The following is a 21,581-nucleotide window of genomic DNA, read 5'->3' as shown; positions in this document are numbered from 1 at the left end:
TGGTAAAATCACTTTATTCCGCTAAATTCAATTGAATAATATGTCATAATTATAATTTTTACTTCTTCTAAAAAAGCACCTTATCCATGCAATAAATTTCATGAAACTACTCTTAGTTCTTTTCTCATTCGTGTAGATAATTCATGATTAGATAAATCATATACTAAACTTTATCCTGTTATAATTCTACATAACAGGAGGCTATATCAAATTTCAATCTTGAGGAGTTATTCACAACTGCATTTTATGTAAAATATGTAGATTAACTATGATTCATATATTTCTTAATAGTGAGTCTTTCAACCATATAACAAATAAGCAATAAGATTGTAAATATGAACAGTACTGATCTAAATAAAACAAATGGTGTATATAAATACCATCTAAATGACATTGCAATTAAACTTATCTTATATAATTTAATATAGTTATTCCTACTACGGAAAAATAATCTAATTAAATATCCTAAAAAGAACGAACCAATTACTACCCCAAATATGCCAAACCAAAAATAAAACCAAGAGAAGTAAAAACCTCCGCCTTTATTCAGTAGATAATTATATGATATAGCTCCTACATCAGCATTATTAAAACCTCCACCCATTATTATTCCACCTAGGAAATTAATAAAGTACCCCATTGTTGAAGGAATTATATCATGCACATTCAAAATGGTAATCGCCGTATAATAAGATTGTGATACAGTATCAGATAGGAACGAAGCCATACCGTATTTGGATAAATACAAACTTTTAAGTTCAGAAATAGAAAATGCTACTCGATATACAGATATAATATTAGATGCAAAAATTCCACATATAGCCAGAATAATTAATGTTTTAATTTTAATCTTATAATTTTGAATTATAAATAAAACAATTATCATAGGAAATGCTGAAGAACGATCTCCCCTAATTAATGCTTGTAGAATATATATAGTTGCATATGAATATAATAAATATTTCTTTATTTTTGAATTTCCACTATAAAACCATACAACTATAAAAATTATGATACTGTATTCATATATAGTACGCGTATTACTATGATAAGTACTTCCTATTGATGTTTCATATCCAAATAACCAGAATATTAATAAAATAAATAAACCAACAAAAAAAATATAATTATTTTCTTTCTTTTTTATTGGAGTGCATGCATCAGGACTAATTTCCCTTAAATATTTTCTATTTATACATAAGTTTAGAATGCTCATTAAGAGCAAAATAGATTTTGCTCCTAATGCATTATATTCCGATATACGAACTGCCATTTGCCAATCTAAAGTATTTATACCTAATACTTGACCAATTTGCAACAAATCCCCCAATGCTACCGATATATTAATATAAGCAATTGTGCCAAATAAAATAAGTAATTCTGTACTAAATCTTACCTTGAATAGTTGATACAATGATATAAATATTAATAAAACACCTAAACATCTTAATGAATATTGAGAATTATCTAAAATAATAATTGCTCCCCATAAAAATATCGATACTATAATATCTGTATATAATTTCAATCCCCCAGCTATTCTTAAATTTTTATTAACTTTATCCATAAACACCTCAATCTGAGTACATTATACTCTTAACTAAATGTAATTATATTTATTATATAATTTGATATTTATCGGCTTCGTCATTAGCTAATATTCTAGTAATATATAACTAATAAGTACATGTGTCTTAATCTTTATATTAGACACTTTTTTATCACGGTTCATAAGAAATATAACCATCATTATTGAGTCAATTAATATTATATTGCTAACAGTTTTATACGAGAACTTCACCTCATACTGTGCTAACCAAATAAGCTATTCATAAAGACAATTATTATTCGTAGTACAGTTTCTCTTTATAATCAACTTATACTATATATTTTATAATCTGAGATTTATATTCATACAATATAGCTTCCGGTATTTCAATATTTGGTGCCCCTCCTGCTTCATTAACATATTTACCAATTACAGATTTCTTTTTACTTGTACCAGATAAATACCATTCATACTCTATGTCTAGGTGTCCAATATCAATAGCCTGGCCTCCAGAAATTCCAATGTCATATGCTAACACTGTTGCTGTAGGTCCTAATGAAATTAAAAATAAAACATCTTCTGATATATATTTTTTTGAAATATTTAATATCTCATTATATTTTTCAAAAGCATTTTCAGCAGGAGCTATAATCCGTCTAATACTACGTACATTATTTAATAAATCGTTCCCTACGCCAAATCTTGTTTGACTACCTTCAATGATTATTATATTTTTATTTTCCCATACACTTTTCCAATTCTTAAACATATATTCGCCTTTATTATCTATACGACCATAATACACTCTTGTTAATAAAGCATCTGCATAAAATCTGTCAGTATCTAACAATACCATCCACCTTTTATAATATTTTGCTAAATGTGTATTTCTTGATTCTCTATGCTTTCGAGTATAATGATCCATTGAGCCAAAAAAGTTAGGTATCCCAATAAGTATATCCTCATTCTCTGAACATATGATACTACTTAGTCTATCACTTAATTCTTTAGAATTCTCCTGTCCAAAATACCCTTTAGAATCCTGATATATCCATGAAATTTCACCATCGCCAAATCTACATAAAGACTTTTTTTTGGTTTTTATCATATCAAATGTATCTTCGATTGAATAAAATAATATGTGTTTAAAATTGTTTCTTATAAAATAAAACTTAAATGAGTAAATTTTAGCTAACGGTATAGCTATAATATAATGATAAATCTTTAAAAGAGTTCGTCCAACTATTGTTCGTGAAAGTTCTCGTTTAATTTTAATAATCGTTGTCATATTTTCCCCCAATATTTATTATCATAATTCTTTCTTTTTGTAATACTCGTATGCTTGATTATTTCTTATAATTCTCATAAACTACTGAACTACAATATTGCTCGTAAATCTCATTTCGTTTAGTGTTCAATCGTATTAATTCATATTCCTTTGCTTTTTCAAAATTACGTTTTGCTATTTTACAAAGATCACTGCGAATAAGCATTTTTAATATATCACAAATTTGATTTACATCTCCGTTTTTAAATACTGTTTCAGTCTGAAGCAACTCTGGTATTCCTGCAGTTATTGAACCAATAGCTGGACATCCCCTACTTAACGCTTCAATTAAAGCACGAGGTAATCCCTCCTGTTTACTTGGTTGAGCATATATATCTATTGAGTCAAGCCATTTAATCACATCGTTATGTAATAATAGTCCTTTAAATCTAACCTTATCTTCCACTCCAAGCTTTTTTGCTAGTTTTTTTAAGTAAGAGTTGTCTCCTCCTCCAACTAATTCATATTCAAAATCATATCCTTGCTTATTTAATTCTGAAATGGCTTTTATAATATATTCTTGCCCTTTATAACTTACATCGACAGCTGCTGTTGTTCCTATTATAGTCCTGTCACGCTTATTTTTTATTTGTATATTATTTAATCGTTGTTCTAAAATAGATTCATCAAGAGGTTTTAAATAAACATTTGATGCTGAAATAGTTGGGCAACTACATGGGTAACGTTTTTGTAGCCATTTTTCAGTTACATATGACGCAAAAGTAGCATTTTTTACACCTTTAACTTCATTTAAAAACATGTATGGTGCAACTAATTTCCCCATTAATCCATGGTTCCAATAAGCATCCCAAGCACATCCTCCAACTTCTACCATATACTTTTTCCCCATATTTCTTGCTATATGAATAGTTATATCGCTAATAACACTTGGCATTCTTGCAAATATCAAGTCAGCTTTTTCAACTTGTTCTCCAATTAGCTTTTTATATTTAGGTTTATCTATTAAAAATCCACTAATAGAATTTAAATTGGGAATTTCAATAAATTGAAGACCTTTTAATTCTACCTTTTTTAAATTAGCCTCTTCATAAGTTTTATCTATATGAAATGTACGAATAACAACAATTAATTCATCTACTACATGAAAATATCGTGAAAACATTTCAGAAGTAATCGTTGTATTACAATATACTCCATTACAATCACGATACATTGGTCCATCAAAACTGAATAATCCAATCATTCCATCACCAACCCTTATCTAACTTGATTCATAATATATTAATCATTATATTTATTCCATTTTTTTGTATATTTATCATATTTTTTTATTACTTTAGCCGGTACCCCTGCAACAATGCAATTATCAGGAACATCCCTGTTAACCACGGAATTCGCTCCAATAATGCATCCATTTCCAATATTAACTCCAGGTAAAATGCATACATTTTCACCTATCCAAACATTATTTCCTATCGAAACAGGCTTTGTATATAATGTTCTATCATCTGGTGGAGTATCAGGTGATGAATACTCAAAATTTCCAGAATAATCTCCATGATTAATATCACTAATATATATTTTTGATGCCATTAGACAATTTTCTCCTATGGTAACTCTCTCCCCAGCTGCAATATGAACGTAATCACCAATCTTGCAGTTTTTGCCTACTATGAGTTTCTTATCTCCACCAACTTCTGTATCAAACATTTCTAACCTACAACTATACCCTGTAGTAAAGCCCTCATCATATCGCAAAAATTTTTTACCTCTAACGTATATTGGCCTACGTATTAAACGTGCACCTTTATAAAATATTTTTGTGTAAATAAGTGATATTGCATTAGTAAACATTTCACCTAATCCGTATCCATTTTTCATGAACATTTACAACTCCTTAATTGCATCTTTTAATTTTTCATTAAATGCCTCAAGAGAAAATAGACTATCAAACACCATCTTTGTATTCTCTCTCATGATCAATAATTCTTTTATATTAAAGCCAGCCACCTTAGTAGCTACATCTTCTATGTTCTCATTTATAACATTTATACCTATCTTATATTTATCAACTATATCTTCAGTATCTGCTTCAATACTATTTATAATTGGAAGCCCACCTTGAAAATAGTCAATAGACTTCATAGTAAGTCCAACACATACTGTATCTTTCATAATATTTAATCCAAAATGGCATTTATCAAATATATCCTTCTTCTTTTGCGAGTCATATACTTTTCCATGATATTCTATAATTGCACCTGTACTTTTTACTTCATCAATTAAAATATCCTTGCTTTCTCCGTCACCTATAACATGAAGTGCTACAGGCTTAATTTTATTTATTTCATTTATAAGCTTTTTTATTTTAGGAATATCAATTATATTATTTATTGAGCCCAAATAACATAAGTGAATTTCATCTTTATTTAACACAGGTTGACTATAAATCTCCACTTCTCTTTTGGCTAAATATACTGTCTTAGCTTTAACACCTTTTAAATATTTTGTAAGTACTTTCTGATATAAGTCACATTCTGTTATAACACAATCTGCATACTTTAATGCATTGTCTCTCATCGTACGCCAAAAACAAAATGGTGGTAATGATTCAACTTTTCCTACCGGCATAGTTTCAGGCCAAAGGTCTATTAAATCAAAAATTAACTTTCCATCATTATGTTTTCTTTTATATTTAGCAGCAAATTTAGCTAGTGAATTTGGTGGTACCATTACGTATAATAAGTCTGGATGTAAATTCTCTACAACCTTAAATGCTCTCTTTGCAAAATCATAATGTGATCTCATTCTTGCTACTGACATATTTTTATAATATGGCTTTGATTCTACAAATATAAAGTCCTGTTTATTTTGAGTACGTTTGATCTTTTTAAAATGTCTAAAATCAGATTGAACAACTGTAACATCATCACCTTTATTACTAAAAAAATCATGAAGTAAATCTATTCTATCCTCATAAGTATCAAAGCAATTAACAATAACTACCTTCATGATTCTACACCCACTCTACGTGTCACATCTTCCACTTCCGTCACCCTTACCGACTCTTTCAAATCTCTAACCCTATATTTCTCTTTATAATCACTCATACTTTTCTCATAAACTAAATTACCAAATGCCTTATTTACCATTCCAACAAAATTACCCATTAACTTCAATGCAGGGTTAAATACTTTTGTAAGTATAATCCTCTTTCCATGAGCTTCCGCAACAAGCTTCACTAATTCGCTTGTCCCTATATACTCAGCATTTTGAGGGTAAAATATTCCTCTTTCCTCATTAACAATCATAAGTCTAATGAACTCACAAAGGTTGTCTATATGAAGCATACTTCTTTCATTCTTGATATCAGGAAATATTGGCAACTTCTGAGCTATCTTGGCAAGCTTAGGATAATTTCCTTTAGAGTCTTTACCAAATATCATTGGTGGCCTTATTATAACTACATTAAAGTTATCATCTTGAAATGGAGCAATTCCCTCTTCAGCCTGTAACTTACTTCTTCCATAGAAGTTACTTGGTGTTGGAACTGTATTGTTATCTATAACTCTTTTATGATTTATATGACTACTATCACCATAAACGATAATACTACTCATAAAAACAAATTGCTTAACTCCTTCTATTTTAGCTTTCTTAGCCGTTTCAATGGTAAGATCACGATTAACTTTGTAATATAAATCCTCCATATTTGGATCAGTTGATACATGAGCAATCCCAGCTACATGAAATACCACATCAAACTTAGAAAAGTCTTTTTCCTTCCAAGTTCCATCTATCATATCCACAGTTTCAACTGCATATTCATTTTCCCATTGCTTAAGCCACTTTTCAAAACTTGTTCCTATATAACTATTTGCTCCAGTTATAAGAATCTTTTTCATTTGCTCTCACCTTCCTTCTATAACCTAAGACATATATTAACTTTAATATTATTCTTCAATCAACTAAGCACCCATTCTTTCTTTCTCTTCTCCAAGCTTATTTTGACCCTCAATTATTCCTTCTGCTCTAAGAACCTTAAAAAAAGTCATAAATAATATTTTTATATCTAAATTAATGGATTTATTGTTTAAGTAATACCTATCTAACTCTGTTTTTTGAAAATCATCATTATGGTCACGACCATTTATTTGTGCCCATCCTGTAATTCCTGGAACCAGTGTATGTACACCAGCTTTTGTTCTAAGTTCCTTTAGATTATATTGATTGTATAAGGCTGGTCTTGGTCCAACAAATGTCATATCTCCTTTAAGTATATTTATTAACTGTGGAACTTCATCTAAGCTTGTCTTTCTTAAAATTTTTCCAACAGTTGTTAAATAACTTTGAGCGTTTCCAAGCTTATCTGTTGCTACATTTGGTGTTCCAGTCTTCATTGTTCTAAACTTATAAAGCTTAAATAGTTCATTATTTTTACCTATTCTCATTTGAGTAAAAAATACTGGTCCCTCTGAGGTTAACTTTATTAGTATTGCAACTAATAAAATTACAGGTGAACATAATGCTAATAATATTAAACTAATTAAAAAATCAAAAAATCTTTTCATAATTTACCCCCTTACCATCTAAAAAACTTTTCCTGCTTGTAAAAAAGATTTCTCTTTTAAAACCTTTTGTGCTGTAACACAAGCTCCAGCATCTATTATTGATAGTTCTCCTATATTAACCATACTTCTAATAACTGCACCAGATGAAATATGAACTCCACTAGATATGTCACAATCATGGTCTACAGAAGAATTAATATTTAAAATGCACCCATTTCCAATAGTTGTGTTAACATTAACTACAGCATTAGCTAGGATAACTGTTCCTAGTCCTATATTACTGTATTTACTTACTGATGCTTTTGGATGAATAATGATTGGTACATTAAAGCCCACACTTATAAGTTTATCTATAAGTTCCAATCTTTTTTCATTATTTCCAATTGCAACAAATGCATATTTATACTCATTTATAAACTCAATATACCTATCAATTTTACCAACTACTTTAAAATTATATATATTTTCTATACCCTCTTTATCATCAAGGAATGATATTTTATCATATTTTTTTTCAAGATCTGCAGCTTCTGCTACAACTTTTCCATGGCCTCCAGCACCTATTATTAATAAATTCTCCATAGCAACAACACCCTTTTATTACAAACTTTTTTATAACCTATATACTAATAGCTAATTAATCATTTTCCTTTTTCACATAAGTTGGAACTATATCTTTTACCTTTAAAATTAAGTTTTCAATGTCATTTTTTTCAATGATATATTTTAGTTCCTCCATTTGACTTTTTAGCTCATATATATCATTAAAGGTAGGCTTACCAATAAATATCTTTTTATGTTTTGTATTAGTTAGCCCTTCTTCGCTCATTAGAAGTTCTTCGTATAACTTTTCACCAGGTCTAAGTCCAGTTACTTTAATTTTTATGTCTTTATTTGGCTCAAAACCTGAAAGTCTTATAAGATCACATGCCAAATCATATATCTTAACTGGTTTACCCATATCTAAAACAAAGATTTCTCCTCCTTTAGCAAAGGCACCTGCTTGAAGTACTAATTGTGATGCTTCTGGTATCGTCATAAAAAATCTAGTTATATTTTTATGTGTTACTGTTACCGGTCCTCCATGGGCTATTTGTCTTTTAAATAATGGTATAACTGAACCATTACTTCCAAGTACATTCCCAAATCTAACTGCTACAAATTGTGTTTGGCTTATTTTATCCATAGATTGTATAATCATTTCACACATTCTTTTTGTAGCTCCCATAATATTTGTTGGGTTTACTGCTTTATCTGTAGATATTAATACAAATCTTTCTGCTTTATATTTATTTGCACATTCTGCTACATTAAAGGTTCCAAACACATTATTTTTAATAGCTTCTATAGGACTATCTTCCATAAGAGGAACATGCTTATGAGCTGCTGCATGGAATATTATATCTAGCGAATATTCCTGAAATATTTGCTCTAACCTTTTTTTATCTCTTACAGAACCTATCAGCACTTTTAAATCTAATTTGGGATATTTGTATTTAAGCTCATTTTGTATATCATAAGCATTGTTTTCATAAATATCGAATATAATAAGTTTTTTGGGAGAAAATTTAGCAATTTGCCTACATAGTTCTGAACCTATTGAGCCTCCTCCCCCTGTTACTAAAATACATTTATTTTTTATGTATTCTGATATTCCTTTCATATCAAGCTCTATAGGGTCTCTTCCAAGTAAGTCTTCAATGTTAACATCTCTAATTTGGTTTAGTGAGATTTTACCATCAATAACTTCACACACACTCGGAATAGTCTGAATTCTACATTCTGTCTTTTTACATAAATTTAATATTTCTTTTTTATCCTCGTCTTCCATGGATGGAACTGCAATTATTATGTTTTCTATTGATTTTTCTTTTGCTATATTTACAATATCTTTTCTAGTACCTAATACCTTTACACCTAGAACATTTTTTCCTACTTTGTATTCATTATCATCAATTAAAGCTAATGGAAGGTAATTACTATTCTTGCTATTTTTCATTTCTCTTATTACTACAGAAGCTGCTTCTCCGGCTCCTATTATCATAGTTCTTTTTAATTGATTTTTGTTAGAATTGTAGTCTAATATATTTGTAAATCTATTGTATATTCTAAATGATATTCTAAACCCTACTATGAAAAGAATATTGAATGCACAAGATACTATAATTACACCATAAGGAAAGGGGTGTGATAAAATGCTACCTACAACTGCTGCTGATAGATTACCCGTTAAGCAAGCTCCTATAACTAACATAAACTCATCTATGCTAGCATAAGTCCAAATGCTTTCATATAACTTAAATAAGTAAAAACAAATTATATAAATAATTGTAACTATTATTGCTATTTCTTTATAATTAGATGCTAATTCTATAAAAGTGCTGTAATTATATCTAAAATATAAGGTTAGTATATAGGATAAGTTTACAAGAGCTGCATCTATTAGTATTAATATTGGTTTTCTTAATTTCCCTAAATCTTTCAAATTATCACACCCTTATCTTCAAAATATTAATATAAATATTCTTTGCAAATTTTACTTAGCATTTTAATTAACCTCTACTAAACATACCAAAAAGCCCTTTTTTCTCTTTTATTAAGTTTCCATTAAGCTTAACTTCCTCATTTTCTATAAGCTTTTCTCCTGATTTTTTTAAGTAGTTAAAGTAATCTTTATCTAAATTCTTTATAGCTTCAGTTCCACTTCTCATATCTGTGTTTCTTTTGGTATCTCTATGAGCATCAGAACCTATAAAGCTATAAATCTTATTTTTCAAAAATAAATCAACTGTCTTTTTAACGTCTTTTCCAAAGTCTCCAGTTATACTTCCCATATTTACTTGAAAAAGAAATCCCTCTTTTATAAACTCATTTATTAAAGAAGGATTTTTTATAAATTTTTGATATCTTTCTGGATGGGCTATAACTGGTACTATTCCCTTAAGTTGTAACTCATATATATTCTCAACTGCCTCTTTAATAGAAAAATCTCTCATATTAAATTCAATTAGCATATATCTTGAATCATTTATTGTTCCTATATATCCATTATAATAATTCTCTAATAAGCTTGATGAGTAATATACTTCTTGTCCATAATATATATCAATATTTAAATTTTCCTCTTTCGCTAAGTTTTTTACATCTTCTATTCTTTTTTTCACTTCTTCTAAGGGAACCTCATAATATCCAGGCAGGAAGTGTGGGGTAGAAACTATCTTTGTAGTTCCTCCCTCAATTGCCTTTTTCAACATATTTAAGGTCATTTCCCTAGATTTAGATCCATCATCAATTTCCCAAATTAAATGAGAATGTAAATCTACCATATTTAACCCGCCTTTATAATATTTATTTTTCTCCGTAATAGTAATAGTATTTATTTCTTGAGTTATCTACTCCATTTAGTACTGTTCCAATAACATGTGCGTTTACCTTCTTTAAAAGACCAATTGCATTTTGAACTGAATCTTTTTTTGTTTTTTCTGCTCTTACTACTAAAATTGTTCCATCTGCCTTTGTTGACAGAATTTGTGAATCTGTAACAGCTTGTACTGGCGGTGTATCTAAAATTATATAATCAAAGTTTTCTTTAAGATTTTCTATTAAAGTAGTCATTGCCTTTGATGAAAGCATTTCTGATGGGTTTGGTGGTATTTTACCAGAAGTTAAAATTACTAAATTTTTATTATATCTATGCATAGCTGTAGTTAAATCTTCTTTTCCTATAATTACATCTGATAAACCTACTATGTTTGAAATTCTAAATTTCTTATGTATTGAAGGCTTTCTTAAATCACAATCTACTAATATAACCTTCTTATCTCCTTGAGCTAAACATAAAGCAAGGTTTCCTGAAGTAGTTGACTTTCCTTCACCCGGCTCTGAGCTTGTAACCATTATTACTCTGTATTCTTTATCAAAGGATGAGTATTGTATATTTGTTCTTAAAGTTCTATAGGTTTCTGCTGCTATAGATTTTGGTTCTTTTTCTACTATAAACATATTATCCTCCTAAAGCTCCTTCACGTTAGGTATCGTTCCAATTACCGGGATATCTAACTCTCTTTCTAATTGTTCTTTAGTTTTAAAGGTATTATCTAAGAATTCTAATAAGAATGCTAACCCTACACTTACCATTAATCCAAGTAAAAATGCTATTGCTATATTCATTTTTTTATTTGGACTTACTGGTTTTTCTGGGAACTGAACTTCTTCTATTACTTTTATATTTCCATTTGGAACTAAATCTTTAGATGTTTTTATAAATTCATCTGTTATTTCGCTTATAACTTCCTTTGCTTCTTGAGGATTAGTACTTTTATATTTAATTTGTAGTATTTGTGTATCTGCAACTGGTACTACAGTTAAATTTGCTAAAACTCCTTCTGGCTTTAAGTTAAAACTTGTATTATCTATGCTTCTTGAAACTAAATCCTTAGTTTTTATTGCTTCAGAATATGTTTTCATAAGCTTTTGATACATAAGAACATCATTTTGATTATAAGCTTGATTTTCTCCTTCTTTACCTATAAACACTTTTGTAGAGGCCTCGTATTTAGGTTTTATTACAAAAAAATTTAACGCAGCTACTATTACTGTAGCTATTATTGTAATTGTAAATATCATTAACCATTTCTTTTTTAAGGCTTCAAATAATTCGTCTAATCTTATTACTTGTTCTTCCAATTAAATTCCTCCTAAACCATAATTACATTACAAAATTACATTATAGGCTTATTATAACATTAAATCCTATTTTTTTACACGTTTTAACACTTAAATTAAATAGTAAATTTACTCTTATTTAATTTTCTATTTAAACTTCCTTATATATTACTTAATTAAATGTATATTTTGTTTGTTTTTTAATTTAATATTATTTTTTATAATTATACAGCTATTTTGAATAATTATTCATAGTAAATTTATTGCTTTATCTATAAACTTATTCAACAATATAAAATTATACCATAAATACACTGTTTTGTTATGATTTTCTCCTAAAAAATTATCTACATATTTAGCTAAATTAAATCATTCGACATAGATGTATTTTTGAATATCATCTCCATTAATTTTTTTGCAAATTTTTATTTAATAAAATTATATATTTCATCGATAAAAATTAGAACTTTACATATTTTTCATGCAAAATTATATGTTTTCTTTCTTTGTTAAACCTTTTACTTATAAAAAAATATTATCTATAATTCATTCTACTTAAATTCTATTTTTAATTTTATTTAATTCATTTTTATTAAATGTATTTTTTTGTCGTATCCTAGACTATCACTATAATAATAAAATGCTTTTTTAATAAATATACATTTCATTTTTATAAATTTTAAAAACCTATTCATTTCGTTGCATAAAAAATAAGATATTCAGTTATTTACTGAATATCTTATTTAAAAAATCCAACCTTTTTCTTTTTAGAATCTTTTAAAAGTTTTCTAGGCCCTCTACCTTCTGGTTTTAAAATAAATAAACTCTTTTTACTTAAATCTATTATTTGTTTATCTATAAATTCTTTTTCTATTTTTTCTTCAAATCCAACAAATTGATAAACATCTTTTTTTATTAAAGCCTTTGCTGCCTTTTGAACCTTTTTCCCATAAATCCCCTGCAAACTTCCTGGATCTAATTGAAAAAGGCAATCTTCTTGTAAAAGCTTTTCTATCTTTTTGTTATCTTCTATTATTTCTTCTATTTTTTCCGGACTAACTATTATAGGTACTAAATTACGCAATCTATACTCAAAAACTATTTCTAAAAGCTCATCTATTTTATTAGATTCCTCAACATCAAGTAAAATATAGTTACTATTATTTATGCTTCCTGCATCACCACTTATATAGTCTTTTACATTTTCATAGTTATCTCTTAATAGATTAGCTGAATATAAGGTTAAATCTACATTTTTAGCTTTTAAGTAAGAATTTAACTCTTCTACAATATTACTAACTTCATCTATGCTAGTTTTACTTTCTATATCATAATATGCTGGTGCTAAAACTAATCTTTTTATATTACACTTAATTGCTTCATCTATCTTTTTAAGTAAATATGTTGATTTAAATTCTCCTCGTATGACCAAATCCTTAAAAATTAAATTTGCAAATAACATTTTATCCCCCCGCTCCCATATATCATATTTTAATTATAAGTTTAAAATTTTCTTTAAACCACAACTTTATTTCTACATCTTTAGACATATTAATAGTAAATTTATATATTTGTTGTTATATATTGGTTCAAATTCAGTTAATATATACTCTATTATCATATATTTAATTGTTTTTATTCCTCTATTTAATATTGTTTATAACTAGATTAATGTATTTGGAGTAAATTTCCAATTTTTTGTATTATTTTAACTAAATATTTTTTTTAATTTTTTTCTCAAAACATATTTTTTTAGGATATTTATTTAATGAAATAAATTTTTATATTAAAGGAGAGAAGAATTTTATGGAGGATTTATTAAAGAAAGCAAAAAATCAGGATTCTTTTGCAAAGGAAGAAATAATAAAAATGTATTATCCATTAATAATAAAAGAAGCTAAAGGAATTTATCTTAAGAACAAATCCTTTGATGATCTTATTCAAATTGGTATTGTAAATTTACTTAATGCTATAAATAAATTTGATTTATCTAAAAAGGCTAGTAGTTTTCCTTCTTATGCTCTTTGGGCAATTAAAAATGGTTTTAGATATATTTGTAGAAGGGAAATTAAATATAATGATGAGTTTAGTTTAAATAAAACTACTGATGATGGTTATGAGTTAGGAAACAGTATAATAGATACAGACATTAACCCTGAAGAAGATGTAATTAATGATATTTTATATGAAAGGCTATATTTAGCTTTAGATTATTTAGATCCTGAGGAAAGGGAGTTAATTGAATTTCTTTATATATCTAATAAAAAACCAAACCTTTCTAAGTACAGTATTTTAAAGGATAAAGATTATTATTATTGTAGTTGCTTAAAAAAGAGAGCTCTTCATAAATTAAAAAGTATAACGCTTAATGTGTATTAATACAAGTGAGGAGAGTAATTTTCTTTGTTCCGTCTCTTCGCTCCAAGTCACCATAAAATTACTCTCCACACTTGTAATCACATTTTAAAAACTTTAAACTTTTATACTTTCATAAAAATTTTAAAAATTATACTTTAAATAACTACTTCCTTTCTTAACTTTTCTATTATCTTATCTTTCATATATCTCATTTTATGGTACTCTATATTTTGACTTTTTGAGTAATCCTTTAAGGTTATTCCTTTTACATATAGTGAGTTAAGTAAAGCCTTTTCACTAGAGTTTAGCTTTTCTATAATATTATATAAACTTTCTCTCAATTCTTTTTTTATATAATCTTCAGTTATATTAGTATTTTTATCTACTATTTCTTTTATATCTATTGAGGAGACTATTTCTTTATTCAATTTATTGTCATAGTATTTTTTAGTAGCCTTTTCTATTTCTTTATACATTTGGTTTCTTATTCCCTTTTGTACATAAGCCGGAAAGGATCCACTTAAGTCAATGTTAAACTTATCTACTAATTTAATTATTGTAAGCCTTGTTATTTGTTTAATATCTTCTGTATCGCAGCCGTATATATAGTAGCTAATTGAAGTTTTGTAAACTAATGGCTCAAAACTATTTAGTATTTCTTCCATTGCTTTTTTATCCCCTTGTTTAGCTTTTTTGATTAATTGATTCATAAATTCATCTCCCTCAAATTTATTACAATTAAATTATATCAAACACATGTTCGTTGTTCCACATATTATTATCGCAATTTATGACAGAATGCTTTATTTTAATAAAATTTTTATTTTTTTGAATTTTAGATTATACTAGTGATAAAGAGTTTTTTAAACTTATATTTTTACTAGGAGGATTTTATATATGAAGCAAAATATTAAACTAATTTGCATAGATATGGATGGTACTTTACTTAATAGTAAACATGAAGTAAGTGAAAAAAATAAGAATGCCCTAAAAAAAGCTAAAGAAATGGGTATTAATATAGCTGTTACTACTGGAAGACTTTTTTGCTCTGCAAGATATTACTCTGATTTACTTGGAATTGATACCCCTGTTATAGCTTCTAATGGTGCTTATATTAAAAATAAGTACGAAGATGATCCTATACTTGAATGTCCTATCCCTAAAGATATGTTAATCGACATTTATAAAATTATTAAAAAACATGATTTAATTGTTAACTCTAATAGTTGGAATACTTTTATTAGAGATGCTGAAATTCCTGAAGGCCATGCTTATAAAACTATGAATAAGGATTTACCTGAAGGAAAAAAGGTTAATTTTATAGTAAATGAGGATTTTATATCTGCTATAAATGAATTTGAAGGTAACCTTCTCAAAGTAATAATCGTCGAAGATGAAAATAAAGAGAAGCTTTGGAGAGCTAAAGAAGAGCTTCAATCAATTTACAAGGATAAACTTCACATAGTTAGCTCTGGTACAAATAATTTTGAAATAATGATTGGAAATGTTTCTAAGGGAAATGCTGTAGCTTACTTAGCTGATTCTCTTCATATACCAAGTGAAGAAATTATGTGCATAGGTGACTCTGAAAATGATATTTCAATGCTTAAGTTTGCTGGACTTGGAGTTGCAATGGGAAATGGACTTCAACTGGTTAAGGATATATCAGATTTTGTAACTGATACTAATGATAATGATGGCGTTGCTAAAGCCATTGAAAAGTTTGTTTTAGGACAGTAAGGGATATTAGATAAATTTACATAAAATTTCAAAAAGGCTATATCAACTCTAAGTGATATAGCCTATACTTTTTATTTATTCATATTTTCGTAGTCTTTTAAGAACTTTTCTATTCCTATATCTGTTAATGTATGTTTTGTCATTTGTACTATTACATTGTATGGAATTGTTGCTATATGTGATCCTGCTAATGCACATTCTAAAACATGCATTGGATTTCTTACACTAGCAGATATTATTTCTGTATTTATATTATGTATTTTGAACATTTCTGCTATTTCTTTAACTATATTTATTCCTGGGTTTCCTATATCATCTAATCTACCTAAGAATGGGCTTACATAAGATGCACCTGCTCTTGCTGCAAGTAAGGCTTGTAGTGGAGAGAATATTAATGTTACATTTGTCTTTATTCCTTCTTTTGATAAAACACTAACTGCTTTTAATCCTTCTTCACACATAGGAATTTTTATTACTATGTTTTTATGAAGTTTTGATAATTCTCTTCCTTCTTTAATCATAGCTTCATGCTCTAAAGATATAACCTCTCCACTTATAGGGCCATCTACTATTTCACATATTTCCTCTATTACTTCTTTTAGATCTCTTCCCTCCTTTGCTATTAAAGATGGATTAGTTGTAACTCCTGCTAGCACTCCTAGCTTGCTTGCTTTTCTTATTTCGTCAACATTAGCTGTATCTATAAAAATTTTCATATATTAACTCCTCCTAAGGCTTTGCCATTTTTATTTTGTAGATTAATTATCTTATACTCTAGCTATGTTATGGCAATTTATAATGTTAATTATACTGTTTTATTAAACAGGTTATTTTATAATATTGCTTTAGCTCTTGAAGCTATTTCTTCTGCTGTTAGTTTATATTTTTCCATTAATTCATCTGGGGTTCCTGACTCTCCAAAAACATCATTTATTCCTACTTTTTCTACTCTTGCTGGAGAGTTCTTACAAACTACTGCGCTTACTGTATCTCCAAGACCACCTATAATAGAATGTTCTTCAGCTGTTATTATTCCTTTTGTTTCTTTAGCTGCTTTTATAATTATTTCTTCATCTATTGGCTTTATAGTTGCCATATTTATAACCCTTGCATTTATTCCTTGTTCTTCTAGAATCTTAGCTGCATCTAAAGCTTTTGCAACCATCATACCTGTAGCAATAATAGTTATATCATTACCTTCTTTTAAAAGTGATCCTTTTCCTATTTCAAATTTATAGTTTTCATCATATAAGTCTGGTGTTGCACATCTACCAAATCTTAAGTATACTGGTCCATTTATTTCTGCTGCTGCTTTTACTGCTTCCATAGCTTCTTTATCATCAGCTGGTACTATTACTGTCATATTAGGTAGTGCTGTCATTAATGCTATATCCTCTATAGATTGATGAGAGCCTCCATCCTCTCCAACTGTTATTCCTGCATGAGTTGCCGCTATTTTAACATTCATCTTTGGATAACAAATTGAATTTCTTATTATTTCAAAGGCTCTTCCTGTTGCAAACACTGCAAATGTACTTGCAAATGGTATTTTTCCTACATTAGCTAAACCTGCTGCTACTCCCATTAAATTTTGTTCTGCTATTCCTACGTTAAAAAATCTATCTGGAAATTCATTTAAAAATATATTTGTTTTTGTTGATTTTGAAAGGTCAGCATCTAAAACCACTATATTTTCATTTTCTCTACCTATAGCTGCTAGTGCCGCTCCATAAGATTCCCTAGTTGCTTTTCCCATATTAACCTCCTAGTTACCTAGCTCTTTTATAGCTAATTGTTGTTGCTCATCATTAGGTGCTTGTCCATGCCATCCTGCTTGGTTTTCCATAAAGCTTACGCCTTTACCTTTAACTGTTTTAGCTATAATCATAGCTGGTCCATTTACTTCATTTGCTTTTTTAAAAGCTTCATCTATAGCATCATAGTCATGTCCATCACATGAAATTACAGTCCAGCCAAAGCTTTCAAATTTTTCTTTTACTGGAGAAATAGTCATTACATCATCATTTTTACCATCAATTTGTAAGCCATTATAATCTAATATAGCTACTAAATTATTTAATTTATAGTGAGCTGCACACATTGAAGCTTCCCATACTAGACCTTCTTGTATTTCTCCATCTCCTAATAGGCAGTAAACCTTGCTTTCTTGGTTACTTAATTTTAAACCTAAAGCCATTCCAACTGCATTTGATATACCTTGACCAAGAGATCCTGTTGAAACATCTACTCCTGGGATATGCTTAGAATCTGGATGTCCTTGAAGGAGTCTTCCTATTTTTCTAAGTCCAGTAAATTCACTTTTATCAAAGAAGCCTTTTTCTCCAAGTACGCTATATAAAGCTGGTGCTCCATGACCTTTTGATAAAACGAACCTATCTCTACTTTCCATCTTCGGATCTTCAGGATCTATGCTCATTTCTTCAAAGAATAAGTATGTCATTATATCTGCACAGGATAGTGATCCACCTGGATGTCCTGATTTTGCACTGTGAATCATATTAATTATATTTTTTCTTACTTCTTTAGATACTTCTATTAAATAATCTTTATTCAAGTTACTTTCCCCCTTTGTTACTTAGAACACTTTTGAATTTTATATCCATAAATTTTCTTGTGTTCTTTATAACTTCTTTCCAATCTTCATTTCCTACATACCAGAATTCTGCTGTAAATTTTCTAACTCCTAAGTTTAATGAAGTTTCTATTATATCTTCAAAATTTACATGTCCTGTTCCAAATGGTATCTCTCTAAATTTTCCTGGAACTGTTTCTTTAAGATGTACTGCTGCTAGATGTCCCTTTCCTATTTTAAAGTCATCACTAGCTGTTTTTTCTGTATTTAACACAGCATTAGTTACATTACCACAATCAGGATAAACTTGAAGATATGGTGAGTTTACTAAATTTACGTATTCCATTGCTTTTTCTACTGTATTTAGGAAATCTGTTTCCATAGTTTCAAAGGCTAGGATTACCCCTTTTTTTGATGCCATTTCTACTGATTTTTTTAGATTTTTTATGAAAAGTTCTTTTGTTTCTTCGTTGCTTTCTTCATAATAAACATCATAGCCAGCTATTTGAATAACCCTTATTCCAAGGTCATAAGCTATGTCTATTGCTTTTTCCATTATTTCTAAGGCTCTATTTCTTGTTTCTTCATTTAAACTTCCTAAAGGATATTTTCTATGTCCACTTAAGCACATTGTTCTTATCGGAAGTCCAACTTCAAACATAGCCTTTACTATTTCAAATCTTTCTTCTTTAGTCATATCAAGTCTTGCTAGTTTTTCATCAGTTTCATCTATACTTATTTCCATATAATCGAAGCCACATTCTCTAGCACATTGTAATTTTTCTTTGAAGTTTAAAGTATTAGGCATTGATTTTTCGTATAAGCCTAATGTATATTCAAAGCTCATATATATACCTCCTTAACTTTTATTTAGAAGTTTGTCCATAATATGCATTAGGACCATGTTTTCTCATAAAGTGTTTATCAATAAGCTCTTGAGGCATTTTCTTTATATAAGTTCCACCTAATATTTCAGTGTTCCATGCCATCATTGCAATTTCTTCTAAAACTACTGCATTATGAACTGCTTCATTTGCATTTTTTCCCCAAGTAAATGGTCCATGGTTTTTAACTAAAACTCCTGGTATAAAATCTGGGTTTAGATTGTTAAATGTTTCTACTATAACTTCTCCTGTGTTGTATTCGTAGTTATTCCCTATTTCGTCAGGAGTCATATCCCTAGTACATGGAACTTCATTATAGAAGTAATCTGCTTGAGTAGTTCCATATGGTATTACGCTCTTTCCAGCTTGTGCAAAAATAGTTGCCCATCTTGAATGTGTATGAACTACTCCTCCTATATTTTTAAACTCTTTATAAAGTCTTATATGTGTTGGAGTGTCTGATGAAGGTTTGTACTTTCCTTCTACAACATTTCCATCTAAGTCAACTACAACCATATCTTCTGGACCCATTTCGTCATATTCAACACCTGATGGTTTTATTACTATCAAGCCTTTTTCTCCATCTATTGCTGATACATTTCCCCATGTGAATGTAATTAATTCATATTTTGGCAAAAGCATATTTGCTTTATAAACTTCTTTTTTTAGTTCTTCTAGCATAAATATTCCTCCTTTATAAATAGAAAATACTATTTTTTTCTAAATTTAGAGGTATAGAACTTTTTAATTCGTATACCTCCTAAGATGCCTTTATTCCATTTACTGTCTATAGTTTTTTATTACTTTATTCTTCTGTTACAAAGTAAAGTGCAGCCTCTCCAAGTTCTCTGTTTGCTGAAATTATTATATCTCTATCTTCTTCATTTATTACTGCAACATTACTTGGTCCTACCCCTGCTTCAATAACTTGTGTTTTAAATGTAAGCTTTTCTTTATCATCGCATTGGATAATAAATAATTCTTTTTCATTTCTTCTGTATCCACCAATTATAATTGGGATTCCTCTTAATTTTCCACCCCATACTACATGTCCAAAGTCCATTTCTTTTGGATATTTGTATATAGTTTTATATTCTCCATCTATTTTTTTATTTATTAAGAAGTTTCCTCCATGGAAGTCTTCAATTGTAACTAATTCGTCTTCTCCATCTTCATCGATGTCCACAACGGCAATATCACTTGTTGGTCTATTCATTATTTGTTCTACTGACCACTCGTCTCCATCTTTTTGAGGTGGAGTTACTACAAAAACTCCTTCTTCAGATGTTACAAGTCCTGCCATTTTTCCATTCCATGTAGTTCTACAGTATCCATGATTCTTAGTTAATCCTTCTTTTATAATTTTAAATTCAAAAGGAGTATTTAAATCTTCCGGAATTTCTGCTACATATATTTTTCCTGGATTACTCCAGTCATCTTTAAATTCTTTTGTTGTGCATAAAGTAGCTCCTATAAAATAGTGCTTATCTCCAGCTGATAATATATCAAATCTATGAACATATGGCATTTTAAATAAAGTCTTTACTTCGAACTCACCACTTCCATTTGGTTTTGCCCATACTATAGTTGCATTTTCTGATTGGAAAGTTGGAAAAAAGTTTTGTACTGCTAAAAAATCTCCATTTTTTCCTGGCACAGGTATCATAGACATTGTTCCACCTGGTCCATCCCAAACTGTATTTTGTTCAAATTCTTCTCCTCTATAGCTATAACAAGGACCTTCTCCTTCTGTTGCTAGTAATATATATCTTTCTCCATCAATTACAGTACTACTTGTTGCATAACACCTATGCAAGTTTGTAAGAAATTTCTTTTCAAATTTCATATCTTTCTCCCCCTGATACTACTTTTTTGTTACTATTGTTAACTATTCTTCTGTTAAGCTTGTTAATATAAATTAACCTCTTTATTT

22 protein-coding genes are annotated in these 21,581 nt (G+C 28.7%); 2 read left to right on the top strand and 20 right to left on the bottom strand.

The features are described from left to right. Positions 1–262: 262 nt before the first annotated feature. From ACYUEX_RS00805 to ACYUEX_RS00745, 13 genes are all read right to left on the bottom strand, one after another. Positions 263–1,567, bottom strand: coding sequence for an O-antigen polymerase (locus tag ACYUEX_RS00805; protein ID WP_460286128.1), 1,305 nt, complete (start codon positions 1,565–1,567; stop codon positions 263–265). 310 nt (positions 1,568–1,877) lie between these two features. Next, the gene (locus tag ACYUEX_RS00800) at positions 1,878–2,837 is read right to left on the bottom strand and encodes a GT-D fold domain-containing glycosyltransferase (RefSeq protein WP_460286127.1); all 960 of its coding nucleotides are present in this window, start codon (positions 2,835–2,837) and stop codon (positions 1,878–1,880) included. A gap of 58 nt (positions 2,838–2,895) precedes the next feature. Next, positions 2,896–4,080, bottom strand: coding sequence for a glycosyltransferase (locus ACYUEX_RS00795; protein WP_460286126.1), 1,185 nt, complete (start codon positions 4,078–4,080; stop codon positions 2,896–2,898). Between the two features lie 38 nt (positions 4,081–4,118). After that, complete coding sequence (locus ACYUEX_RS00790) at positions 4,119–4,724, bottom strand: DapH/DapD/GlmU-related protein (protein WP_460286125.1); 606 nt, start codon at positions 4,722–4,724, stop codon at positions 4,119–4,121. After that, positions 4,725–5,849, bottom strand: a complete 1,125-nt coding sequence (locus ACYUEX_RS00785) for a glycosyltransferase family protein (RefSeq protein WP_460286124.1) — start codon at positions 5,847–5,849, stop codon at positions 4,725–4,727. Next, positions 5,846–6,742 carry an NAD-dependent epimerase/dehydratase family protein gene (locus ACYUEX_RS00780; protein ID WP_460286123.1) on the bottom strand — a complete coding sequence of 299 codons (897 nt, stop codon included), beginning with the start codon at positions 6,740–6,742 and terminating at the stop codon, positions 5,846–5,848. Before ACYUEX_RS00780 ends, ACYUEX_RS00785 begins: the two co-directional genes overlap by 4 nt. Before the next feature lie 63 nt (positions 6,743–6,805). Next, a complete protein-coding gene (locus ACYUEX_RS00775) occupies positions 6,806–7,408 on the bottom strand; it encodes a sugar transferase (RefSeq protein ID WP_460286122.1) in 603 nt (200 codons plus the stop codon). 18 nt (positions 7,409–7,426) lie between these two features. Further along, positions 7,427–7,990, bottom strand: a complete 564-nt coding sequence (locus ACYUEX_RS00770) for a NeuD/PglB/VioB family sugar acetyltransferase (RefSeq protein ID WP_460286121.1) — start codon at positions 7,988–7,990, stop codon at positions 7,427–7,429. 55 nt (positions 7,991–8,045) lie between these two features. After that, complete coding sequence (locus ACYUEX_RS00765) at positions 8,046–9,893, bottom strand: polysaccharide biosynthesis protein (RefSeq protein WP_460286120.1); 1,848 nt, start codon at positions 9,891–9,893, stop codon at positions 8,046–8,048. Between the two features lie 67 nt (positions 9,894–9,960). Beyond that, entirely contained in the window at positions 9,961–10,734 is a 774-nt protein-coding gene (locus ACYUEX_RS00760; RefSeq protein WP_460286119.1) for a tyrosine-protein phosphatase, read from the bottom strand. Between the two features lie 22 nt (positions 10,735–10,756). Continuing rightward, positions 10,757–11,410, bottom strand: coding sequence for a CpsD/CapB family tyrosine-protein kinase (locus ACYUEX_RS00755; protein WP_460286118.1), 654 nt, complete (start codon positions 11,408–11,410; stop codon positions 10,757–10,759). 9 nt (positions 11,411–11,419) lie between these two features. Next, positions 11,420–12,094, bottom strand: a complete 675-nt coding sequence (locus ACYUEX_RS00750; protein ID WP_460286117.1) for a YveK family protein — start codon at positions 12,092–12,094, stop codon at positions 11,420–11,422. A gap of 718 nt (positions 12,095–12,812) precedes the next feature. After that, positions 12,813–13,535: a CpsB/CapC family capsule biosynthesis tyrosine phosphatase gene (locus ACYUEX_RS00745; protein WP_460286116.1), complete on the bottom strand. Its 723-nt coding sequence runs from the start codon at positions 13,533–13,535 to the stop codon at positions 12,813–12,815. A 344-nt stretch (positions 13,536–13,879) separates the two neighbouring features. Here ACYUEX_RS00745 and ACYUEX_RS00740 point away from each other — a divergent pair, with 344 nt between their 5' ends. Further along, positions 13,880–14,452, top strand: a complete 573-nt coding sequence (locus ACYUEX_RS00740; protein ID WP_460286115.1) for a sigma-70 family RNA polymerase sigma factor — start codon at positions 13,880–13,882, stop codon at positions 14,450–14,452. 134 nt (positions 14,453–14,586) lie between these two features. Here ACYUEX_RS00740 and ACYUEX_RS00735 read toward each other — a convergent pair whose 3' ends face one another. Continuing rightward, complete coding sequence (locus ACYUEX_RS00735; RefSeq protein ID WP_460286114.1) at positions 14,587–15,141, bottom strand: sigma-70 family RNA polymerase sigma factor; 555 nt, start codon at positions 15,139–15,141, stop codon at positions 14,587–14,589. Positions 15,142–15,328: 187 nt separating this feature from the next. Here ACYUEX_RS00735 and ACYUEX_RS00730 point away from each other — a divergent pair, with 187 nt between their 5' ends. Next, entirely contained in the window at positions 15,329–16,171 is an 843-nt protein-coding gene (locus tag ACYUEX_RS00730; RefSeq protein WP_460286113.1) for a Cof-type HAD-IIB family hydrolase, read from the top strand. A 71-nt stretch (positions 16,172–16,242) separates the two neighbouring features. Here the strand turns inward: ACYUEX_RS00730 and fsa are convergent, their stop codons facing one another. The 6 genes from fsa to ACYUEX_RS00700 all read right to left on the bottom strand — a co-directional run bounded on the left by fsa (position 16,243) and on the right by ACYUEX_RS00700 (position 21,494). Continuing rightward, entirely contained in the window at positions 16,243–16,887 is a 645-nt protein-coding gene (fsa, locus tag ACYUEX_RS00725) for a fructose-6-phosphate aldolase (RefSeq protein ID WP_411169793.1), read from the bottom strand. A gap of 116 nt (positions 16,888–17,003) precedes the next feature. Next, entirely contained in the window at positions 17,004–17,927 is a 924-nt protein-coding gene (locus ACYUEX_RS00720; protein ID WP_460286112.1) for a transketolase family protein, read from the bottom strand. 9 nt (positions 17,928–17,936) lie between these two features. Beyond that, on the bottom strand, positions 17,937–18,746 hold the full coding sequence (locus tag ACYUEX_RS00715) for a transketolase (protein ID WP_460286111.1): 810 nt from the start codon (positions 18,744–18,746) through the stop codon (positions 17,937–17,939). A gap of 1 nt (position 18,747) precedes the next feature. Beyond that, positions 18,748–19,611: an L-ribulose-5-phosphate 3-epimerase gene (locus tag ACYUEX_RS00710; RefSeq protein ID WP_460286110.1), complete on the bottom strand. Its 864-nt coding sequence runs from the start codon at positions 19,609–19,611 to the stop codon at positions 18,748–18,750. Between the two features lie 19 nt (positions 19,612–19,630). After that, entirely contained in the window at positions 19,631–20,329 is a 699-nt protein-coding gene (locus ACYUEX_RS00705) for an L-ribulose-5-phosphate 4-epimerase (protein WP_460286109.1), read from the bottom strand. Between the two features lie 124 nt (positions 20,330–20,453). Next, positions 20,454–21,494: a hypothetical protein gene (locus tag ACYUEX_RS00700; protein WP_460286108.1), complete on the bottom strand. Its 1,041-nt coding sequence runs from the start codon at positions 21,492–21,494 to the stop codon at positions 20,454–20,456. Positions 21,495–21,581: the final 87 nt, after the last annotated feature.

This window comes from Clostridium sp. CTA-7 (genome assembly GCF_054768095.1).
Note: the sequence above shows the minus strand (reverse complement) of the source record. Positions and strands in the feature narration are given on the sequence as shown.

Coding starts and splice junctions, on each gene's coding strand:
- ACYUEX_RS00805 (WP_460286128.1), bottom strand. CDS start 1,567: ATGGATAAAGTTAATAAAAATTTAAGAATAGCTGGGGGATTGAAATTA.
- ACYUEX_RS00800 (WP_460286127.1), bottom strand. CDS start 2,837: ATGACAACGATTATTAAAATTAAACGAGAACTTTCACGAACAATAGTT.
- ACYUEX_RS00795 (WP_460286126.1), bottom strand. CDS start 4,080: ATGATTGGATTATTCAGTTTTGATGGACCAATGTATCGTGATTGTAAT.
- ACYUEX_RS00790 (WP_460286125.1), bottom strand. CDS start 4,724: ATGTTCATGAAAAATGGATACGGATTAGGTGAAATGTTTACTAATGCA.
- ACYUEX_RS00785 (WP_460286124.1), bottom strand. CDS start 5,849: ATGAAGGTAGTTATTGTTAATTGCTTTGATACTTATGAGGATAGAATA.
- ACYUEX_RS00780 (WP_460286123.1), bottom strand. CDS start 6,742: ATGAAAAAGATTCTTATAACTGGAGCAAATAGTTATATAGGAACAAGT.
- ACYUEX_RS00775 (WP_460286122.1), bottom strand. CDS start 7,408: ATGAAAAGATTTTTTGATTTTTTAATTAGTTTAATATTATTAGCATTA.
- ACYUEX_RS00770 (WP_460286121.1), bottom strand. CDS start 7,990: ATGGAGAATTTATTAATAATAGGTGCTGGAGGCCATGGAAAAGTTGTA.
- ACYUEX_RS00760 (WP_460286119.1), bottom strand. CDS start 10,734: ATGGTAGATTTACATTCTCATTTAATTTGGGAAATTGATGATGGATCT.
- ACYUEX_RS00755 (WP_460286118.1), bottom strand. CDS start 11,410: ATGTTTATAGTAGAAAAAGAACCAAAATCTATAGCAGCAGAAACCTAT.
- ACYUEX_RS00745 (WP_460286116.1), bottom strand. CDS start 13,535: ATGTTATTTGCAAATTTAATTTTTAAGGATTTGGTCATACGAGGAGAA.
- ACYUEX_RS00740 (WP_460286115.1), top strand. CDS start 13,880: ATGGAGGATTTATTAAAGAAAGCAAAAAATCAGGATTCTTTTGCAAAG.
- ACYUEX_RS00735 (WP_460286114.1), bottom strand. CDS start 15,141: ATGAATCAATTAATCAAAAAAGCTAAACAAGGGGATAAAAAAGCAATG.
- ACYUEX_RS00730 (WP_460286113.1), top strand. CDS start 15,329: ATGAAGCAAAATATTAAACTAATTTGCATAGATATGGATGGTACTTTA.
- fsa (WP_411169793.1), bottom strand. CDS start 16,887: ATGAAAATTTTTATAGATACAGCTAATGTTGACGAAATAAGAAAAGCA.
- ACYUEX_RS00720 (WP_460286112.1), bottom strand. CDS start 17,927: ATGGGAAAAGCAACTAGGGAATCTTATGGAGCGGCACTAGCAGCTATA.
- ACYUEX_RS00710 (WP_460286110.1), bottom strand. CDS start 19,611: ATGAGCTTTGAATATACATTAGGCTTATACGAAAAATCAATGCCTAAT.
- ACYUEX_RS00705 (WP_460286109.1), bottom strand. CDS start 20,329: ATGCTAGAAGAACTAAAAAAAGAAGTTTATAAAGCAAATATGCTTTTG.
- ACYUEX_RS00700 (WP_460286108.1), bottom strand. CDS start 21,494: ATGAAATTTGAAAAGAAATTTCTTACAAACTTGCATAGGTGTTATGCA.